Raw genomic sequence first — 16,558 nt, forward strand, 5'->3', positions numbered from 1 at the left:
TACACATGAACATGCAATTGATTCTCGGGAATTTTGCGCTGATCCTGTTCGTCCTGATGGTCGTCACGGGCGTCATCTGGTGCCTCGACGTTTTCGTGCTGTCGAAGCAGCGCCGCGCCCGCGCCGATGCTGCGCTGGCCGAATACGATGCGCGCAACGCCAAGCTGACCGCGGACGGCATCAAGGTCGATAACGGCAACCGCGCGGCGCTGGAAGCCACGATCCTGCGCCAGCCGACCTGGGTCGAGTACTCGGGCAGCTTCTTCCCGGTGATCGCACTGGTGTTCTTCCTGCGCTCTTTCCTGTTCGAGCCGTTCAAGATCCCGTCGTCGTCGATGGTGCCGACCTTGCTGGTCGGCGACCTGATCCTGGTGAACAAGTTCGACTACGGCATCCGCCTGCCGGTGCTGAACAAGAAGGTTGTCGAGGTCGGCAACCCGCAGCGCGGCGACGTCATGGTCTTCAAGTATCCGAAGGACATGAGCCAGGATTACATCAAGCGCGTCATCGGCCTGCCCGGTGATAAAATCACTTACGAGAACAAGCGCCTGACCGTCAACGGCGTGCCGGTCCAGTACGAGCCGATGGACGACTACCTCGAAGACGAGACCGTGGTCTACCAGAAGCAGTTCCGGGAAAAGCTGCCGAACACGACGCACCGCATCCTGAACACGGAAGCGGCGCGCACGTTCAATGCCGGCGCCGTGGAGGAGTTCCCCCATCGCGAGAATTGCACCTATACCTACGATAAATTTACCTGTATCGTACCTGAGGGCAATTATTTCATGATGGGCGATAACCGCGACAACAGCTCGGACAGCCGCTACTGGGGCTTCGTGCCGGACAAGAACATCGTCGGCAAGGCTGTGTTTATCTGGATGAACTTCGGTAACCTGAAGCGCATCGGCGGTATCCATTAATTCTGGGGAACGTGGATGCGCAGGCAAGCTAAACATTACCGGATCAACGCCGAGCGCGGCGTGTCGCTGTCCGGCCTGATCGTGGTCCTGGTCGTGCTCGGCGCCGTGGCGCTGGTGGCGATCAAGACGGCGCCGGCCGTGATCGAGTACCGCGCCGTGAAGCAGTCGGTCGCCAGGGCCAAGGCCAGCGGCGGCAGCAACCGCGAGATCCAGCAGGCGTTCGACAAGAATGCGGACGTCAACAGCGTCGACGCGATCCGGGGCCGTGACCTGGTGATCAGCCGCGACAGCGGGACGCCGGAAGTCAGCTTCCGCTACGAGAAGCGGGTACCGCTGGCGGGCAACGTCAGCCTGCTGTTCGATTTTTCCGGCACGACCGACCCGAGTGGCGTGGTTGCCGAGACGGCAACGGCTGCCAAGTAATATAGGCACAGGCAGGTGCGGTGGATGGGCGCCGTGCGGCCCAACCGAAACGATATGACAATGAATCTTCAGTTATTGCAAACGCGCCTGGCCTACACGTTCCGGGATCCGAGCCTGCTACAGCAGGCGCTGACCCACCGTAGCCACAGCAGTCTGCATAACGAGCGTCTGGAATTCCTCGGCGACTCCGTGCTCAACTGCGTGGTCGCCTCGATCCTGTACGAGCGCTTCAACGGCCTGCCCGAGGGCGACCTGTCGCGCCTGCGCGCCAACTTGGTCAAGCAGCAGTCGCTGTTCGAGATCGCCCAGAAGCTGGAGCTGTCGAATTTCCTGCGCCTGGGCGAGGGCGAACTCAAGTCGGGCGGTTTCCGCCGCCCCTCGATCCTGGCCGACACCCTGGAAGCGCTGCTGGGCGCGATCTTCCTCGACAGCGGCTTCGACGCCGCGCGCGACGTGATCCGCGCCTTTTATATTCCGCTGCTGGACTCAGTCGATCCGCGCACCCTGGGCAAGGATGCCAAGACCCTGCTGCAGGAATTTTTGCAGAGCAAGAAGATTTCGCTGCCGACCTATAACGTGGTGGCCACCCACGGCGCCGCCCACAGCCAGGAATTCGAGATCGAGTGCCTGGTGCCCAAGCTCGGCATCCAGGTCTACGGCCGTGGCGGCAGCCGCCGCGCCGGCGAACAGGCGGCGGCGCGGCTGGCGCTGGAAGTGGCCGAGCAGGCCGTGCAGAAAGGGCCGGGCGGCATGCGCAAGGCCCGCCAGCGCTCGGCGCAGCTGAAGCTGGCCGGCATCGGCACCGAACAGAGCGCCGACCAGGCCGAAATGTCGATGCAGTCGGACGACAGCCAGTCGCGCCAATAAGCATCGCATCGGACCGCCCGAACCCGAACCCGGGCGTATCGCAAGAACAACGCAGCAACAGGACGCAAGCCTAATAGATATGGATATCACCCCCGTCGACACCAACGCCCCGGATCAAGCCGTGCCAGAGCACTTCAAGTGCGGCTACATCGCCATCGTCGGCCGCCCCAACGTCGGCAAGTCGACGCTGATGAACGTGCTGATCGGCGCCAAGGTCTCGATCACCTCGCGCAAGGCGCAGACCACGCGCCACCGCATCACCGGCATCCAGACCAAGGACGACGCCCAGTTCATCTACGTCGATACCCCGGGCTTCCAGACGCGCCACGCGAACGCGCTGAACAAGACGCTGAACAAGACCGTCTCGAACACGCTGACCGCCAGCGACGCGATCCTGTTCCTGGTCGAAGCGGGCACCTTCGGCCCGGCCGACCAGCAGGTGCTGGACCTGCTGCCGAAGAACGTGCCGGTGATCCTGGTCATCAACAAATCGGACCGCGTGAAGGACAAGGCGGCGCTGATGCCGTTCGCCCAGAAAGTGGCGGCGCTGCGCGACTTCACTGCCGTCGTGCCGGTGTCGGCCAAGCTGCGCTTCCAGGTCGACGCGCTGGAAGGCGAGATCAAGCGCCACCTGCCGGAAAACCCGCCGATCTTCGGGCCGGACGACATCACCGACCGCAGCGAGAAATTCCTGGCGGCCGAGATCGTGCGCGAAAAAGTCTTCCGCCTGGTGGGCGACGAGCTGCCCTACACCAGTACCGTGCTGATCGAGCAATTCCTGCAGGAAGGCAACCTGCGCCGCGTGTTCGCCGCCATCCTGGTCGAGCGCGACACTCACAAGGCGATGCTCATCGGTAACAAGGGGGCGCGCCTGAAAGAGATTTCGACGCAATCGCGCCTGGACATGGAAAAACTGTTCGGCGGCCCGGTCTACCTGGAGATCTGGGTCAAGGTCAAATCCGGCTGGGCCGACAACGAAGCCGGCCTGCGCGCCTATGGCTACGAATAAAGGGTATCCTGTCGCGCATGCCCGCCCAGGACGATGATCTCCCCAGCAGCGCACTCAGCGTACAGGACACGCGCACCCCATACCAGGTGACGCCCCTGCAGGCGGGCGCGCTCGCGCCTGCCTCTCCGGCCGTTCCGAAACCGGCGCCGGCGCCCAAGCTCGCCCGCCGCACGCCCGGCCGCGACGGCAAGGTGCTCGGGCAACCGTGCTTCGTGCTGCACAGCTATCCGTACAAAGAAACCAGCCTGATCGTCGACATGTTCACGCGCGACTTCGGGCGCATCGGCGTGGTGGCGAAGGGCGCCAAGCGGCCGCTGTCCAAGCTGCGCGGGGTGCTGCAGACCTTCCAGCCGCTGTCCATTTCGTTTTCCGGCAAGTCCGAACTGCGCACCCTGATCGACGCCGAATGGGTCGGCGGCATGCTGCCGCTGGAAAAGACCGCGCTGCTGTGCGGCTTTTATCTGAACGAATTGCTGGTGAAACTGCTGGCGCGCGACGACCCCCATCCGGCACTGTTCGACCATTACGTGGCCACGCTTAACGAGCTGGCGCACGGCGAACCCGCACAAATCGCCTTGCGAAAATTCGAACGGGCCTTACTTAAGGAGACTGGCGTCGCTGCCGACCTCACGCGCTGCACCAGCACGCGCGCGCGGGTGGAGGCGGGCGGCCAGTACGTGGTCGATCCGGAACGCGGCGCGCGCACGGCGCTGGCCTCGGACACCTGGCCGGCGGTGTCGGGCAAGACCCTGATCGACATGGAGCGCGAAGATTACGGGGACCCGCAGACGCAGGCGCAGAGCAAGCAGTTGATGCGCTTCCTGCTGGCCTACCACCTGGGTGGCGCGCCGCTGAATACGCGCCAGATACTAATCGATCTAATGCAGCTTTAAAAAAGAATACCAACCATGAGCTTCCTGCACCCAACCGGCTCGGTCATCGACCTGGGCGTCAACATCGACCATATCGCCACCGTGCGCAACGCGCGCGGCACACCGTATCCGGACCCACTGCGCGCCGCGCTGCTGGCCGAGCAGGCCGGCGCCGACCTGATCACGCTGCACCTGCGCGAAGACCGCCGCCACATCAAGGATGCCGACGTGATCGCGATCCGCCCCGAGCTGACCACGCGCATGAACCTGGAAGCCGCGGTCACGCCGGAAATGATCGACTTCGCCTGTCGCGTGCGTCCGCAGGACGTGTGCCTGGTGCCGGAGCGGCGCGAGGAAGTCACCACCGAGGGCGGCCTCGACGTGATCCGCTTCTATAAAGAGATCGAATCGGCGATCGCCCAGCTGAAAGGCGAGGGCATCCGCGTGTCGCTGTTCATCGACGCCGACGCCGAACAGATCGCCGCCGCCGCCGCGGTGGGTGCGCCGGTGATCGAGCTGCACACCGGCCGCTATGCCGAAGCCGAGGACCAGGACGAGCTGGCGCTCGAGCTCGAGCGCATCAAGGGCGGCGTGCGCGCCGGCGTCCAGCACGGCCTGCGCGTCAACGCCGGCCATGGCCTGCACTACACCAATGTGCAACCGATCGCCGCGATCTCGGAAATCCACGAGCTCAACATCGGCCACGCGATCGTCGCCCACGCGCTGTTCGCCGGCTGGGAGCACGCGGTGCGCGAGATGAAGGCGATCATGGTCGATGCGCGCCTGGGCCTGGCGATCGGCAAGCGCCAGCCGCAGAACTGAGCGGGAACGATGCGATGATCTACGGCATCGGTACCGACATCGTCCAGATATCGCGCGTCGAAGCGGCGCTCGCGCGCAGCGGCCCGCGCTTCGCCGAAAAGATCCTCGGACCGCAGGAACTCGACAAATACCATGCCCGCCGCGCCAAGAACGAGGTGCGCGGGCTGCGCTTCCTGGCCACCCGCTTCTCGGCCAAGGAAGCGTTCTCGAAAGCGATCGGGCTGGGCATGCGCATGCCCATGACCTGGCGCTCGGCCCAGATGCTCAACGCCCCGAGCGGCAAGCCGGTCATCGTCTGCAGCGGCGTGCTCGAGGAATTCATGCGCACCCACCGGCTCACGGCCCAGGTGACGATCAGCGACGAAGCCGATTACGGCGTCGCCTTCGTCATCGTGACGCAGGCGCCGCCCGAACTTATCAAGTGAAACACAAGTGATCCAGGACGACCAAGTTCCCGTTCAGCCCGACCCGCAGCAACCCGACACGCCAGCGGCGGCCACGCCGGCCGCCTCGCCCGAGGCTGCGCCCGCGACCGAGGTGCGCGACAGCGCCGCGGCCGCCCAATCCCCCGCCGACGCCTACGCGCAAGCCGTGCAGGACAAGGTCGCGACCCTGGCCGCGGCCTCCAAGCGCAAGCACACCAAGCGCCAGCCGAAAAGCGCCCAGCCGGAACCGGGCGAACTGCCGGCGCCGAACCCAGGCCGTACCCGCCCCGACACCTGGCAGGTGATGAAGGAAGAGCTGAACGCGACCCTCACGCGCGATGCCAACGCGCCGGTGAAACCGAGCGAAGCGGCGCGCGAGCAGGTGCTGGCCACCGTCGCCAAGCTGCCGGGCCTGCCCGGCGTGTACCGCTATTTCGACGTCGAGGACAAGGTGCTGTACGTCGGCAAGGCGCGCAACCTTAAAAACCGCGTGTCGAGCTACTTCCAGAAGAACCTGTCGAGCCCGCGTATCGCGATGATGGTGTCGCAGATCGCGCGCCTGGAGACCACGGTCACCAGCAGCGAAGCCGAAGCGCTGATCCTGGAAAACAACCTGATCAAGACGCTCAAGCCGCGTTACAACATCCTGTTCCGCGACGATAAAAGCTATCCCTACCTGAAGCTGACCGGCGGCGATTACCCGCGCATGGCCTATTACCGCGGCGCGCTGGACAAGAAAAACCAATACTTCGGGCCTTTCCCGAGCGCCTGGGCGGTCAAGGAATCGATGCAGTTGCTGCAGAAGGTGTTCATGCTGCGCACCTGCGAGGACAGCGTCTTCAGCAACCGTACGCGTCCCTGCCTGCTGCACCAGATCGGCCGCTGCAGCGGTCCGTGCGTCGACCTGGTCTCGCAGGAAGACTACAAGCGCGACGTCGACAATGCCGCCAAGTTCCTGCGCGGACGCCAGACCGAGGTGCTGGACGAACTGCAGGCCAAGATGATCGGCTATGCCGAGAACCTGAAGTTCGAGCAGGCCGCCAGCGTGCGCAACCAGATCCAGGCGCTGTCGCGCGTGCTGCACGCGCAAAGCATGGAAACGGTGGGCGACGCCGACGTCGACATCATCGCCGTGGTGGTGCAAGGCGGCCGCGCCTGCGTCAACCTGGCCATGGTGCGCGGCGGTCGCCACCTCGGCGACCGCGCCTACTTCCCGACCCACGTCGGCGATTCGATCGAGGTCGACGACGCCATCGGCGAGACCTCGATCGAGGTCGAGGTGCTGGCCGCTTTCCTGGCCCAGCACTATGCCGACAAGTTCATTCCCGGCATCCTGATCCTGAATATCGACTTCGAGATGCCGGAGCTGATCGTCGCGCTGACCGAGCAGTGCGGCCACCGCATCAGCCTGGTGTTCCAGCCGCAGGGCCAGCGCCGCCAGTGGCTGGAAATGGCCTGCAAGGGCGCCGAGATCTCGCTGGCGCGCCTGCTGTCCGAGCAGGGCTCGCAACAGGCACGCACGAGTGCGCTGGCCGACGCGCTGGGCCTCGACAGCGAGGACCTGGACAGCCTGCGCATCGAATGCTTCGACATCAGCCACACCGCCGGCGAAGCGACCCAGGCGTCGTGCGTGGTGTTCCACCATCATCAGATGCAGAACGGCGAATACCGCCGCTACAACATCAACGACATCACCCCGGGCGACGACTACGCGGCGATGCGCCAGGTGCTGATGCGGCGCTACGAGAAGGTCGCCGGCGGCGAGGGCGTGATGCCGGATATCGCGCTGATCGACGGCGGCAAGGGCCAGGTCGAGATGGCGCGCCAGGTCTTCACCGAACTGGGACTGGACGTCAGCAACATCGTCGGCGTGGCCAAAGGGGAGGGTCGCCGCGTCGGCCTGGAAACCCTGATCTTCGCCGACGGCCGCGATCCGCAGGAACTGGGCAAGGAATCGGCCGCCCTGATGCTGGTCGCCATGATCCGCGACGAAGCGCACCGCTTCGCCATCACCGGCATGCGCGCCAAGCGTGCCAAGGCACGCCAGGCCTCGCGCCTGGAAGAGATCGAGGGTATCGGCGCCAAGCGCCGCCAGAAGCTGCTGGCGCGCTTCGGCGGCTTGCGCGGCGTGATCGACGCCAGTATCGAAGACCTGATGTCGGTGGAAGGAATTTCGAGCACGCTGGCGGAAGAGATCTACCGCCAACTGCACTGAGCTCAACTGGTTTAAAAGGCAAGAGCCATGTAGACTAGCGGGCGCCTTCCAATGCAGATTGGAAAGCGCCCGCGTATTGACGCAACCAGCTCCAGCACACGATCCGACTCTCACATGCCTTTTAACATCCCGATTCTCCTGACCTGGTTACGCGTCGCACTCATTCCCCTGGTCGTCGGCGTCTACTTCCTGCCCGACCACTGGCTGCCGGTCGCCGACCGCAACCTGGCCGCCACCCTGGTGTTCATCGTGGCCGCCATCACCGACTGGTTCGACGGCTACCTGGCGCGGCGCTGGCACCAGACCTCGGCCTTCGGCGCCTTCCTGGACCCAGTCGCGGATAAATTGATGGTGGCCGGCGCGCTGCTGGTGCTGGTGCAGCTGGCCCGCGTCGACGCCATCATTGCCTTCGTCATCATCGGCCGCGAGATCACCATCTCGGCGCTGCGCGAATGGATGGCCGAGATCGGCGCGCGCAAGTCGGTGGCGGTGAACTCGCTGGGCAAGATCAAGACCGCGGCGCAGATGGTCGCGATCCCGATGCTGCTGTTCCACGACACCCTGTTCGGCATCGACATGCACATCGCGGGCCTGATTTTGCTGTGGATCGCCGGCGTACTGACGGTGTGGTCGATGTTCTATTACCTGCGCCGGGCCTGGCCGCTGATCCGCGAAAAGTCTGGGATGCAGGAAAGTTGAATGAGCTTTCTACTAAGTCATCCTTGACACATAGCTCAGCATCTCTATAATGCCTGCCTGTTGCGACGACATCGACGCAGCAAACGAAACGAAGCGGGAGTAGCTCAGTTGGTAGAGCGCAACCTTGCCAAGGTTGAGGTCGAGAGTTCGAGACTCTTCTCCCGCTCCAGAGTTTGCCAGTCGGATGTAACAGCAGTATGAAGCACAGATGTAAAACGCGTTATCTTGGAAGTTAGTCAAATATCTGAGATAATTGCAAACTCGGTTGTAAACGAGACGATGCGGGAGTAGCTCAGTTGGTAGAGCGCAACCTTGCCAAGGTTGAGGTCGAGAGTTCGAGACTCTTCTCCCGCTCCAGTTCAAGCTGGAGCACGTCGTAGCGGTAGCGGTAGCGGTAGTAGCAGTAAGGCAGTAAAACTCCATGCGGGAGTAGCTCAGTTGGTAGAGCGCAACCTTGCCAAGGTTGAGGTCGAGAGTTCGAGACTCTTCTCCCGCTCCAGTTCAAGCTGGAGCACGTCGTAGCGGTAGCGGTAGTAGCAGTAAGGCAGTAAAACTCCATGCGGGAGTAGCTCAGTTGGTAGAGCGCAACCTTGCCAAGGTTGAGGTCGAGAGTTCGAGACTCTTCTCCCGCTCCAAAGTTTTGTAATCATGTAGTGTGTGTTGGACTCCTAAGCGGGAGTAGCTCAGTTGGTAGAGCGCAACCTTGCCAAGGTTGAGGTCGAGAGTTAGAGACTCTTCTCCCGCTCCAAATGGTTCTTCGCAGTTGGTTGTATCGGTAGTAACTCCACGCGGGAGTAGCTCAGTTGGTAGAGCGCAACCTTGCCAAGGTTGAGGTCGAGAGTTCGAGACTCTTCTCCCGCTCCAGATTTCAGAGAAGGTTTCCCTTCTCGTGTTGATGTGGTCGATAACCCGCCATGTCAGCATCGTCGGCAGTTCACCTCGGGCGAGGTAGCAAAGCGGTTATGCAGCGGCCTGCAAAGCCGTCTAGACGGGTTCGACTCCCGTCCTCGCCTCCATCCTGTTTTCTGTCTTGTAATAGGCTCTTGATGTGGGTCAGGTATTAATTCTCATTGACAGAAGTCCTTCAATGTTAGCTCGTCGCGGTCTCTAGACTGCATGCTGTAAGTTTAGGCGTGGATCCGTTACCCACTTTAACGCATCGCAAGTACCCACGTAGAATTCTAGCGGCGCGTAGTGGTTAGCCGTGACACTTGGTGAGCTTTTCAGTTTGACAACCTGCGTTGACGAGCTTCGGGGCGGCCACCTTGGGTGCGCGACCCTTTACGCTGCCGCAGAGTTCGGCTACGAACTTCCGAATCACTTACTTCCGACGCTCATCGTCAGCACTGCTCTTAGCTCATTGGACTGCCAGACGCCCCTCCTTGTCGTACAGGGTCGAAACTCCGCGGACCTCGAACGCATCCGGCACGATGCGGGTCATGTCGTGTTCTGGCGAATACCCCTTGAGCGCTGCGGCGAACTTCAGGTGCGCCAAGCACTGCTGGATGGTGGTCTTGCCGACCTTCAGCACAGGTCGCCAACCACTCGCCACCGTGCTCAATCACGTCGTCCAAGTAGATTGCATGCTGCGGGGTTGCATACTCGCGCAGCTTGGGGTCAATGATTGTCTTGCTCATTAATTCTCCAGTTTTATGTAGGGGCGAATATCGATCCTTTGATCTAAATCAAAAGTGTATGTTGTTTTTCTGACTAACCTATGAGGATGGACAGAAGAACCGATTGGCGCACCGCCTGGTTGGTAGAGGCCGTACTTCAGGCCACGACAGGCTATAAAAGCCGGCATTCCCAAGAGACACTCGAAGAAATCGGAGTGCCGGCCAATGTCATAAAAAGGTTGCTCGATAGTTCCTATCGGGATAGGCGCAAAGGATTTCGGTAATGAAAATTAATCGCAGGGGCGACCACTTGACTGCGCTGCTTATTGACGCAGCCGTATCTGTTCAAGCAGTGCATGGCGATGTTGCAGCGGCTCGAGCGCTTGTAAATCATGGCGTTGACATACCAGTCATCTTGCGAGTGCTCGCCAAAAACGCGACGCTGCGACACATTGCGTACCGCTGCATTCAGGGCTGAACGAACGCTGTTTTCGGCCAGGCTTGCATGGTCTTGGCATGCCGCGTTGCGCACTCGGCGTACTCTCGCAGCAGGTTGAGCGCCCAGGCCTCCTACACGTCATAGTCGGGCAACTCAATTTCTCTACGGCCGGGCACGGCGCCGCTGGGGCACTATCGAGTCCCGCCCCAGGACAAGTTCCAGGAAAATCGATAGGTTGCCTTAAAGACAACGTTGACATACACTGCACTTAGCAAAAGGCTGCTATCGGCCACGCTGTGTAAAAACGCGAGATCTGTGTGTTTTCAAGGGTCTCTTTACCATTCCAGACCTCGTGGAAATCGAACCAAGCGCCACAGCCATCTGGGCGGTGTCAGCTCCTAGGCCTTCGAACGCGCCTCAGCGTGAGGTCGGGATTTGTCTACTGAACCGGGGGAAGTCCAACATCGGTCAGAAATGTCTACCGGGGTGGGGGAAGCCCATTCAGTTAGGCCTTGATACTGCGCGAGCAGTTGCTGTAAATAACGTCCCTAATTTTCGTCAAACGCTGTAAGCCAGTAATTCCTCACGGTGCCCGTTCCACATTGTGGGATGCGGCGCAACGTCCGATACCGTTACATTTTGAGAGTTTTTGTCGATATATTTCAGGTATTATTCATATTGCCTAATCGCAAGCACATTAATAATTGTGATTCACGATAGATAAGCATACTTAATGTTGGACGCATCCATTATAGAGGTAGCGCAGCAAAGTAAAAATATGTTTTTAATATAAATCGACGGACAATGGCAAATGTTAAAGCTGTGGTTTCGACCACAGTCAGCCAGCAGGGACGCGTACAATATGCGTAGACGAATCATTAAAATCAGCGAGTAAAAACTTTCTAAAACGTTCCACCGCATGTCCTGGATTCTTGTCACTCATTTGTTTTAGCTCAGTTTGTATCCCATAAAGTACAAGTTGAGAAGGGCCGGTATTGTTTATGCATCTTTTGCGTACTACGGCGTCCTCCAGCAACAGCTTTCTTCATGGGGAATGGATTTGCACTAACGCTCTGTGCACGACATCATATGCTCAATAACTTAAATAAAAAATCAATTGTTCGACAATCATTTTCAAATTGTGTGGTGCAAGTGATTGTATCTTTATTGTTGACGTGCAATGCCTCCGCGCAAGTAAGCGAGAGCTACACGGCTTACACAGCTGATGTCAACGGCGATGGCGTGCCGGATTTCTTTGTGAAGGCAGTCCCAAAGATCATAATGATTCCGCTCGACGACGATTTAGATATTCCAATTCCAATCACACCATCGAATTCATCATTCATCCTGCTTTCGAGTCGTCCAGAGCCAAGTCAGGTCTTTATCCTTTACCAAATCTATACTAGTCTCGGGGACATGCCTAAAAACCCTTTGTGGACCCAAGCCGGGGTCAATGTCGCAGTTAATGCGGGATCACGTGGGGAGGAAATGTCTTTCACGATTAATTATTTCGGCAGTAACTACCAAGCATTTACCAGTGGAATGACGTACGCCGCTGAAAGTAATTCATGCAGCAACAACACTTGCTCAACCTCCGGCTTCACGGTAAGCGTGGTGACGCCTTCGGTACAGCCGAGTGCGAAAGTGGTGGAGAAATACCAATATAACGCTTTGGGCCGACTTATCAGGGTCAGTCGAGACGGTGTGTCGAAGGCGCAATACGACTACGACAACGCAGGTAATCGCAAGCAAGTCAACGAATAAATGAACAAGTTTTACTATAAGAACGAGGATAAAAGGACCGGTTCCATGGTATTTCGCACACTACATCGATATGAGAGAACAATGTCATATCTTTTCATCCTGTCAGCTTATGTAGCTCTCACGCTGGGAAGGGCACAAGCACAAACAACGATGAACTTAGATCCGCCCGATTTAAAGCTTGTAGACAGCGCCGGCATCAACGTGGTTTCTGGAAAGCCTCAGTTAAATTCGGCACCAGTGTCTATCGGTCCAAAAGATTCTGCCTTGACCTTCAAGCTCGATTTCAACGGTGATGCGATCAGGCTCAACAATGCTGATGGGTTTTGGGGGGAAATTTCCACGACCAAGGTTTGGGAAGGGTATCAATCGGAAAGTGTTAACTTTGAAGTTAGATTGTTTAATAATTCCGACTTTTTCAGAACTAATGAAACAATGAGCAGACGCCGTACTGGCTCTACGCTTCTTCGTAAGGACGACGGTTCCTACGAATATATAAGTCGTGACGGGGTTCGTTACATCACTGATCCGTCAATCAAAGGCCGTGCTTTTGATTCCGCCGTAAACATGGCCATCACTAAAGTAATTTATCCAAATGGACGTGAAATCTATATCAAGCGGTCTACCGGAACCTTAACTCCTGTCCAATTAGTGACAACGAATGACGGATATCAGCTGCGGTACAGCTACGACGCCACAGGAAACCTGACATCCGTGACTGCAGTGAACATGGCGGTCGACTATTGCGACCCTGCAGCCGGAAGTTGTTCATATTCTCGCAGTTGGCCTACCGCCAAAATTTTTCTCGATAGTAGAGTAGTCAACTCCGTAGGGCCGACAACGTTGACGATCACAGATTCAGCGAACCAAGTCACAAAATACTTCAGCGATTCAGGATATCAGGGGGCCGGATACTACGAACGTCTCAATTCAGTCAAATGGGCGTCGAGTGCTGCGGCGACAACCGTCAAATTCGCTTATGGATCCATGTTTGTTTGTTCGTATGACGGATCGCTGAGCGTGCCAATCATTGGATGTGCCAAATTGCGAGATATCGTCAATTCCGTTGATATCGGAGATAGTCATTGGAGCTATTCCTACAGACAGGCATATCAGAATCCGCCTTATCAAGCCGGCCTAGATGGTGTCTGGATAACTACCGCAACTGCACCTACAGGCATGGTTACTTCGGCCCAATATGACCTACGAAGAAGTGTAACCACCTGGGTAACTGCAACTGCTCCCAATAGTTATGGTGGATCCCAGAGTTATGGTTTATATAATAGAATCACATCTGCAATCGATAGTGAGGGGCGAAACTTTTCTTTCACCTATGACGACCGCGGCAACCTCTTAAGTAAAACCCAGACCGACACAGGTGGCGCAGGGACACTCGTGTTGCAGGCCAACTATGACGAAGCATGTAAAAATCCTGTGACTTGCAACAAGCCCAACTGGATCAAAGATGCAAATGGCAATCAGACTGACTATACTTATGATCCGGTTCACGGCGGTATTCTGAGTGAAACCTCCACGCCTGATTCGAACGGCATACGGCCGCAGAAACGGTACACGTACACATCGCGTACTGCCATGATTAAAAACATCGTTGGCGGATACAGCGCGGCAGGCGCACCGATATGGCTGCTAGATACATTAAGCTATTGTCGTACCAGTAACTTCAAAAGTACTGGGACAGGATGCCAAGCGCCGGACGACGAAGTTATAACGCAATATGATTATGGGCCAATTTCGGGACCCAATAACCTTTTGTTACGCGGTAAGGTCACAACGGCAGGTGGAATCAGCCGTCGATCCTGTTATGCCTACGATGTATTGGGTAATATGATCAGCGAAACGACCCCGAATGCGGGCCTCGCACGCTGTTATTGAATTTAGAGGTTGCCATTATCATGAAAAAAACTGCTACCTCATCATTCAAGTTTATAAAGACGCTGATAGCGGTTTGTGTTGGGTTGATAAGCTCATGGACATACAGTTCGCTCGCGCAGAGCGTGCCAAGCGCTAATACTACTGGTTACCGTTATGACGTTGCAGCACGTCTGGTCGGCACTATTGCAGCAGACCCGGATGGCTCCGGCCCGTTGCACTATGCTGCCACACGCAATACGTATGACCAATTCGGAATGTTGACGAAGGTGGAAACGGGAGAGCTTGCCTCTTGGCAGTCGGAACTGGTGCTACCTACGGCATGGCCCGGCTTCACGGTGAACCAAACATTGGACATGACTTACGACATCTGGGGCAGAAAACTTACAGAGCAAGTGTCGTCGGCAGGAAACCCTATCAGCTTGATACAGTTTACCTATGACGCCGCAGGGCGTGTACGTTGTACGGCCGTGCGGATGAACCCAGTCGATTATGCCAGCCTACCGGCAGACGCATGTACTTTAGGCAGGGAAGGCAGCAATGGACCCGATCGCATTACCTTACAAGAATACGACGAACTTTCTCGTCCAACTGTTACGCAAAAGGGCTACGGTTCACCGGACACTATCGATTACGTCCGCACTGCTTACTATCCGAATGGACCCAAGCAAAGCGACACAGATGCCAACGGCAACGTCTCTTATTATACCTATGATGGGTTCTCGCGCTTGCAGCGCCAATATTTCCCATCCAAGATCACGACTGGCCAATATAGCACTACGGATTACCAGGAATACGGTTACGACAAGAACGGTAACCTCACATCGCTCCGAAAACGTGATGGGAACATCATCACTTACACGTATGACAACCTCAATCGGTTGACGCAGAAACACTATCCGGTCAATACGAACCAGAACGTGTTTTATGGGTACGATTTGAGAAACTTGCAGTTATATAGCCGATTCGACACAGTTGTGGGTGCCGGGATCACGACAGTATATGACGGCTTTGGAAACGTCAGCAGTTCAACGATTAATCTGGACGGCGTCTCACGCAAGCTGTCCTATCTATACGATGCCGAGAATCATCGTACCCGGCTGACTTTCCCCGACAATCAGTATTTCACCTATACCTACGATGGTGTAGGTCGGCTGTCGCAGATCCTAGAATCTGGGCAATCCGCGATTGTTGAGATCGCCTACGACACTCAAGGCCACCGCAAGACACTGTCACGCGGCGGAACGGTTTCTGCTTCGGTCACCAAAACTAGTTACCAGTACGACCCGGTACGACTGCAGAGTATGAGCCATGATCTAGACGGCGTTGCTACGGCGAGTGACCAAACTTGGACATTTAGTTATAACCCGGCTGGCCAGGTGATCAGTAGAGAGATATCGAATCTGGCATATGCGTTCATGCAACGCACGGCTGGCACTACCGTATATGCAGTCAATGGTCTGAATCAATATACGGCTGTTTCCAGCATGGGCGGCAGCGTGCCGCTCTACGATAACAACGGCAACATGACCTCGGACGGTGCGAACTTTTATGGCTACGACATGGAAAATCGCATGGTCAGCGCCTCGAATGGACGTGTCTTGCGCTACGATCCTAATGGACGTCTGTATCAGACCGCAGGCGGTGCATCGGGCGCTACCACCTTCCTGTACGATGGCGATGCTTTGGTAGGTGAATACAATGCCAGTGGTTCCATGGTACGGCGCTATGTACATGGCTCGGATATGGATGAACCCCTGGTTCAGTACAACGGCGGTACACTGGACTCAGACCGGAATTATCTACACGCGGATCAGCAAGGATCAATTGTTGCGGTGACGAATGGAAAAGGTCTTACCCAAGAAGTTGACACCTATAACGAATATGGTGTGCCGGCAACAAGCAATCGTTCGCGCTTTCAATACACGGGACAGATCGCCCTGCCGGATGTAGGGATGTATTATTACAAAGCTCGAATTTATAATCCGGTACTTGGTCGGTTTATGCAGACCGATCCAATTGGGTATCAGGATGATATCAATCTGTATGCATACGTAGGTGGCAATCCGCTGAGCGCACGAGACCCCTCAGGTAAGGTCGCCATTGCTGCGCCGCTAGTGCTGGCAACCGCTGTTGTCGGTACAGCTTGCGTGTTTTCAGAAGGATGTAAGAAATGGCTGAGTAATATGCTTGCCGGGGGCCTGAAAAATGCAGAAGATAACATCCGTTTCGTAAGTAACTTGATCCTTAATGCAAATGAAGATACAAAGAGTGGAGAGAAGACGGGAGACCGCGCTGGAAGCGGATTCCCTGACCGCAAATTGCCTCGAGATCCGAATGGCAATCCGGTCCGAGATCCTGAGGCTGAGGGGGCGCATACCCAGCTTGGCCAGAAGGATGGGCGTCGCGGAAAATATGATCAAGGCCGTGAATGGGATGCGGATGGAAATCCTGTAAAAGATATTGACTTTACTGATCATGGACGTCCCCAGCAGAATCATCCGAATCCGCATGAGCATCGGTACAAGCCGAATCCAACTGGTGGCACGCCACAGCACGGTCCTGCACAGCCATTGCAAGGCTGGAAGTACTGAGGTGAG

13 protein-coding genes and 7 tRNA genes are annotated in these 16,558 nt (G+C 57.3%); 19 read left to right on the top strand and 1 reads right to left on the bottom strand.

Translation table 11 applies throughout. The annotated features are described in order from the left end of the window. Nucleotides 1-5: 5 nt before the first annotated feature. The 16 genes from lepB to U1H99_RS07815 all read left to right on the top strand — a co-directional run bounded on the left by lepB (nucleotide 6) and on the right by U1H99_RS07815 (nucleotide 9,268). A complete protein-coding gene (lepB, locus tag U1H99_RS07740; RefSeq protein WP_323141119.1) occupies nucleotides 6-920 on the top strand; it encodes a signal peptidase I in 915 nt (304 codons plus the stop codon). Between the two features lie 15 nt (nucleotides 921-935). Beyond that, nucleotides 936-1,343: a DUF4845 domain-containing protein gene (locus U1H99_RS07745; protein WP_323141120.1), complete on the top strand. Its 408-nt coding sequence runs from the start codon at nucleotides 936-938 to the stop codon at nucleotides 1,341-1,343. A 60-nt stretch (nucleotides 1,344-1,403) separates the two neighbouring features. Then, complete coding sequence (rnc, locus tag U1H99_RS07750) at nucleotides 1,404-2,210, top strand: ribonuclease III (protein ID WP_323141121.1); 807 nt, start codon at nucleotides 1,404-1,406, stop codon at nucleotides 2,208-2,210. A gap of 79 nt (nucleotides 2,211-2,289) precedes the next feature. Beyond that, a complete protein-coding gene (gene era, locus U1H99_RS07755) occupies nucleotides 2,290-3,219 on the top strand; it encodes a GTPase Era (protein ID WP_323141122.1) in 930 nt (309 codons plus the stop codon). 17 nt (nucleotides 3,220-3,236) lie between these two features. Beyond that, entirely contained in the window at nucleotides 3,237-4,112 is an 876-nt protein-coding gene (recO, locus tag U1H99_RS07760) for a DNA repair protein RecO (RefSeq protein ID WP_323141123.1), read from the top strand. A gap of 15 nt (nucleotides 4,113-4,127) precedes the next feature. After that, complete coding sequence (gene pdxJ, locus U1H99_RS07765) at nucleotides 4,128-4,913, top strand: pyridoxine 5'-phosphate synthase (RefSeq protein WP_323141124.1); 786 nt, start codon at nucleotides 4,128-4,130, stop codon at nucleotides 4,911-4,913. A 14-nt stretch (nucleotides 4,914-4,927) separates the two neighbouring features. After that, nucleotides 4,928-5,338, top strand: a complete 411-nt coding sequence (acpS, locus tag U1H99_RS07770) for a holo-ACP synthase (protein WP_323141125.1) — start codon at nucleotides 4,928-4,930, stop codon at nucleotides 5,336-5,338. A 304-nt stretch (nucleotides 5,339-5,642) separates the two neighbouring features. Beyond that, complete coding sequence (gene uvrC / locus U1H99_RS07775; RefSeq protein WP_323141225.1) at nucleotides 5,643-7,553, top strand: excinuclease ABC subunit UvrC; 1,911 nt, start codon at nucleotides 5,643-5,645, stop codon at nucleotides 7,551-7,553. A gap of 114 nt (nucleotides 7,554-7,667) precedes the next feature. Next, the gene (pgsA, locus tag U1H99_RS07780) at nucleotides 7,668-8,252 is read left to right on the top strand and encodes a CDP-diacylglycerol--glycerol-3-phosphate 3-phosphatidyltransferase (RefSeq protein WP_323141126.1); all 585 of its coding nucleotides are present in this window, start codon (nucleotides 7,668-7,670) and stop codon (nucleotides 8,250-8,252) included. Nucleotides 8,253-8,345: 93 nt separating this feature from the next. Then, a tRNA-Gly gene (locus U1H99_RS07785) sits at nucleotides 8,346-8,421 on the top strand. Between the two features lie 112 nt (nucleotides 8,422-8,533). Further along, nucleotides 8,534-8,609: transfer RNA gene (locus tag U1H99_RS07790), tRNA-Gly, on the top strand. 66 nt (nucleotides 8,610-8,675) lie between these two features. Beyond that, a tRNA-Gly gene (locus U1H99_RS07795) sits at nucleotides 8,676-8,751 on the top strand. A gap of 60 nt (nucleotides 8,752-8,811) precedes the next feature. Beyond that, nucleotides 8,812-8,887: transfer RNA gene (locus U1H99_RS07800), tRNA-Gly, on the top strand. Between the two features lie 37 nt (nucleotides 8,888-8,924). Continuing rightward, nucleotides 8,925-9,000, top strand: a tRNA-Gly gene (locus U1H99_RS07805). A 40-nt stretch (nucleotides 9,001-9,040) separates the two neighbouring features. Further along, a tRNA-Gly gene (locus U1H99_RS07810) sits at nucleotides 9,041-9,116 on the top strand. 78 nt (nucleotides 9,117-9,194) lie between these two features. After that, nucleotides 9,195-9,268, top strand: a tRNA-Cys gene (locus U1H99_RS07815). Nucleotides 9,269-9,609: 341 nt separating this feature from the next. Here U1H99_RS07815 and U1H99_RS07820 read toward each other — a convergent pair. Next, a complete protein-coding gene (locus U1H99_RS07820; RefSeq protein ID WP_323141127.1) occupies nucleotides 9,610-9,783 on the bottom strand; it encodes a hypothetical protein in 174 nt (57 codons plus the stop codon). 1,613 nt (nucleotides 9,784-11,396) lie between these two features. On the opposite strand from U1H99_RS07820, the gene U1H99_RS07825 reads away from it, so the two are divergent. The 3 genes from U1H99_RS07825 (at nucleotide 11,397) to U1H99_RS07835 (ending at nucleotide 16,552) form a co-directional block, all read left to right on the top strand. Further along, nucleotides 11,397-12,071: an RHS repeat domain-containing protein gene (locus U1H99_RS07825; RefSeq protein ID WP_323141128.1), complete on the top strand. Its 675-nt coding sequence runs from the start codon at nucleotides 11,397-11,399 to the stop codon at nucleotides 12,069-12,071. Between the two features lie 81 nt (nucleotides 12,072-12,152). After that, a complete protein-coding gene (locus U1H99_RS07830) occupies nucleotides 12,153-13,961 on the top strand; it encodes an RHS repeat domain-containing protein (protein WP_323141129.1) in 1,809 nt (602 codons plus the stop codon). 20 nt (nucleotides 13,962-13,981) lie between these two features. Then, nucleotides 13,982-16,552 carry an RHS repeat-associated core domain-containing protein gene (locus U1H99_RS07835; RefSeq protein ID WP_323141130.1) on the top strand — a complete coding sequence of 857 codons (2,571 nt, stop codon included), beginning with the start codon at nucleotides 13,982-13,984 and terminating at the stop codon, nucleotides 16,550-16,552. The last annotated feature ends 6 nt before the right edge of the window (nucleotides 16,553-16,558 follow it).

It is taken from the genome of Massilia phyllosphaerae (assembly GCF_034659755.1).
GTDB lineage: Bacteria > Pseudomonadota > Gammaproteobacteria > Burkholderiales > Burkholderiaceae_D > Telluria > Telluria phyllosphaerae.

Excerpts from the sequence above, each read along its gene's own strand:
- U1H99_RS07745 (WP_323141120.1), top strand. The coding sequence starts at position 936 with ATGCGCAGGCAAGCTAAACATTACCGGATCAACGCCGAGCGCGGCGTG.
- uvrC (WP_323141225.1), top strand. The coding sequence starts at position 5,643 with ATGAAGGAAGAGCTGAACGCGACCCTCACGCGCGATGCCAACGCGCCG.
- rnc (WP_323141121.1), top strand. The coding sequence starts at position 1,404 with ATGAATCTTCAGTTATTGCAAACGCGCCTGGCCTACACGTTCCGGGAT.
- era (WP_323141122.1), top strand. The coding sequence starts at position 2,290 with ATGGATATCACCCCCGTCGACACCAACGCCCCGGATCAAGCCGTGCCA.
- recO (WP_323141123.1), top strand. The coding sequence starts at position 3,237 with ATGCCCGCCCAGGACGATGATCTCCCCAGCAGCGCACTCAGCGTACAG.
- lepB (WP_323141119.1), top strand. The coding sequence starts at position 6 with ATGAACATGCAATTGATTCTCGGGAATTTTGCGCTGATCCTGTTCGTC.
- U1H99_RS07835 (WP_323141130.1), top strand. The coding sequence starts at position 13,982 with ATGAAAAAAACTGCTACCTCATCATTCAAGTTTATAAAGACGCTGATA.
- U1H99_RS07830 (WP_323141129.1), top strand. The coding sequence starts at position 12,153 with ATGTCATATCTTTTCATCCTGTCAGCTTATGTAGCTCTCACGCTGGGA.
- U1H99_RS07825 (WP_323141128.1), top strand. The coding sequence starts at position 11,397 with ATGCTCAATAACTTAAATAAAAAATCAATTGTTCGACAATCATTTTCA.
- pgsA (WP_323141126.1), top strand. The coding sequence starts at position 7,668 with ATGCCTTTTAACATCCCGATTCTCCTGACCTGGTTACGCGTCGCACTC.
- pdxJ (WP_323141124.1), top strand. The coding sequence starts at position 4,128 with ATGAGCTTCCTGCACCCAACCGGCTCGGTCATCGACCTGGGCGTCAAC.
- acpS (WP_323141125.1), top strand. The coding sequence starts at position 4,928 with ATGATCTACGGCATCGGTACCGACATCGTCCAGATATCGCGCGTCGAA.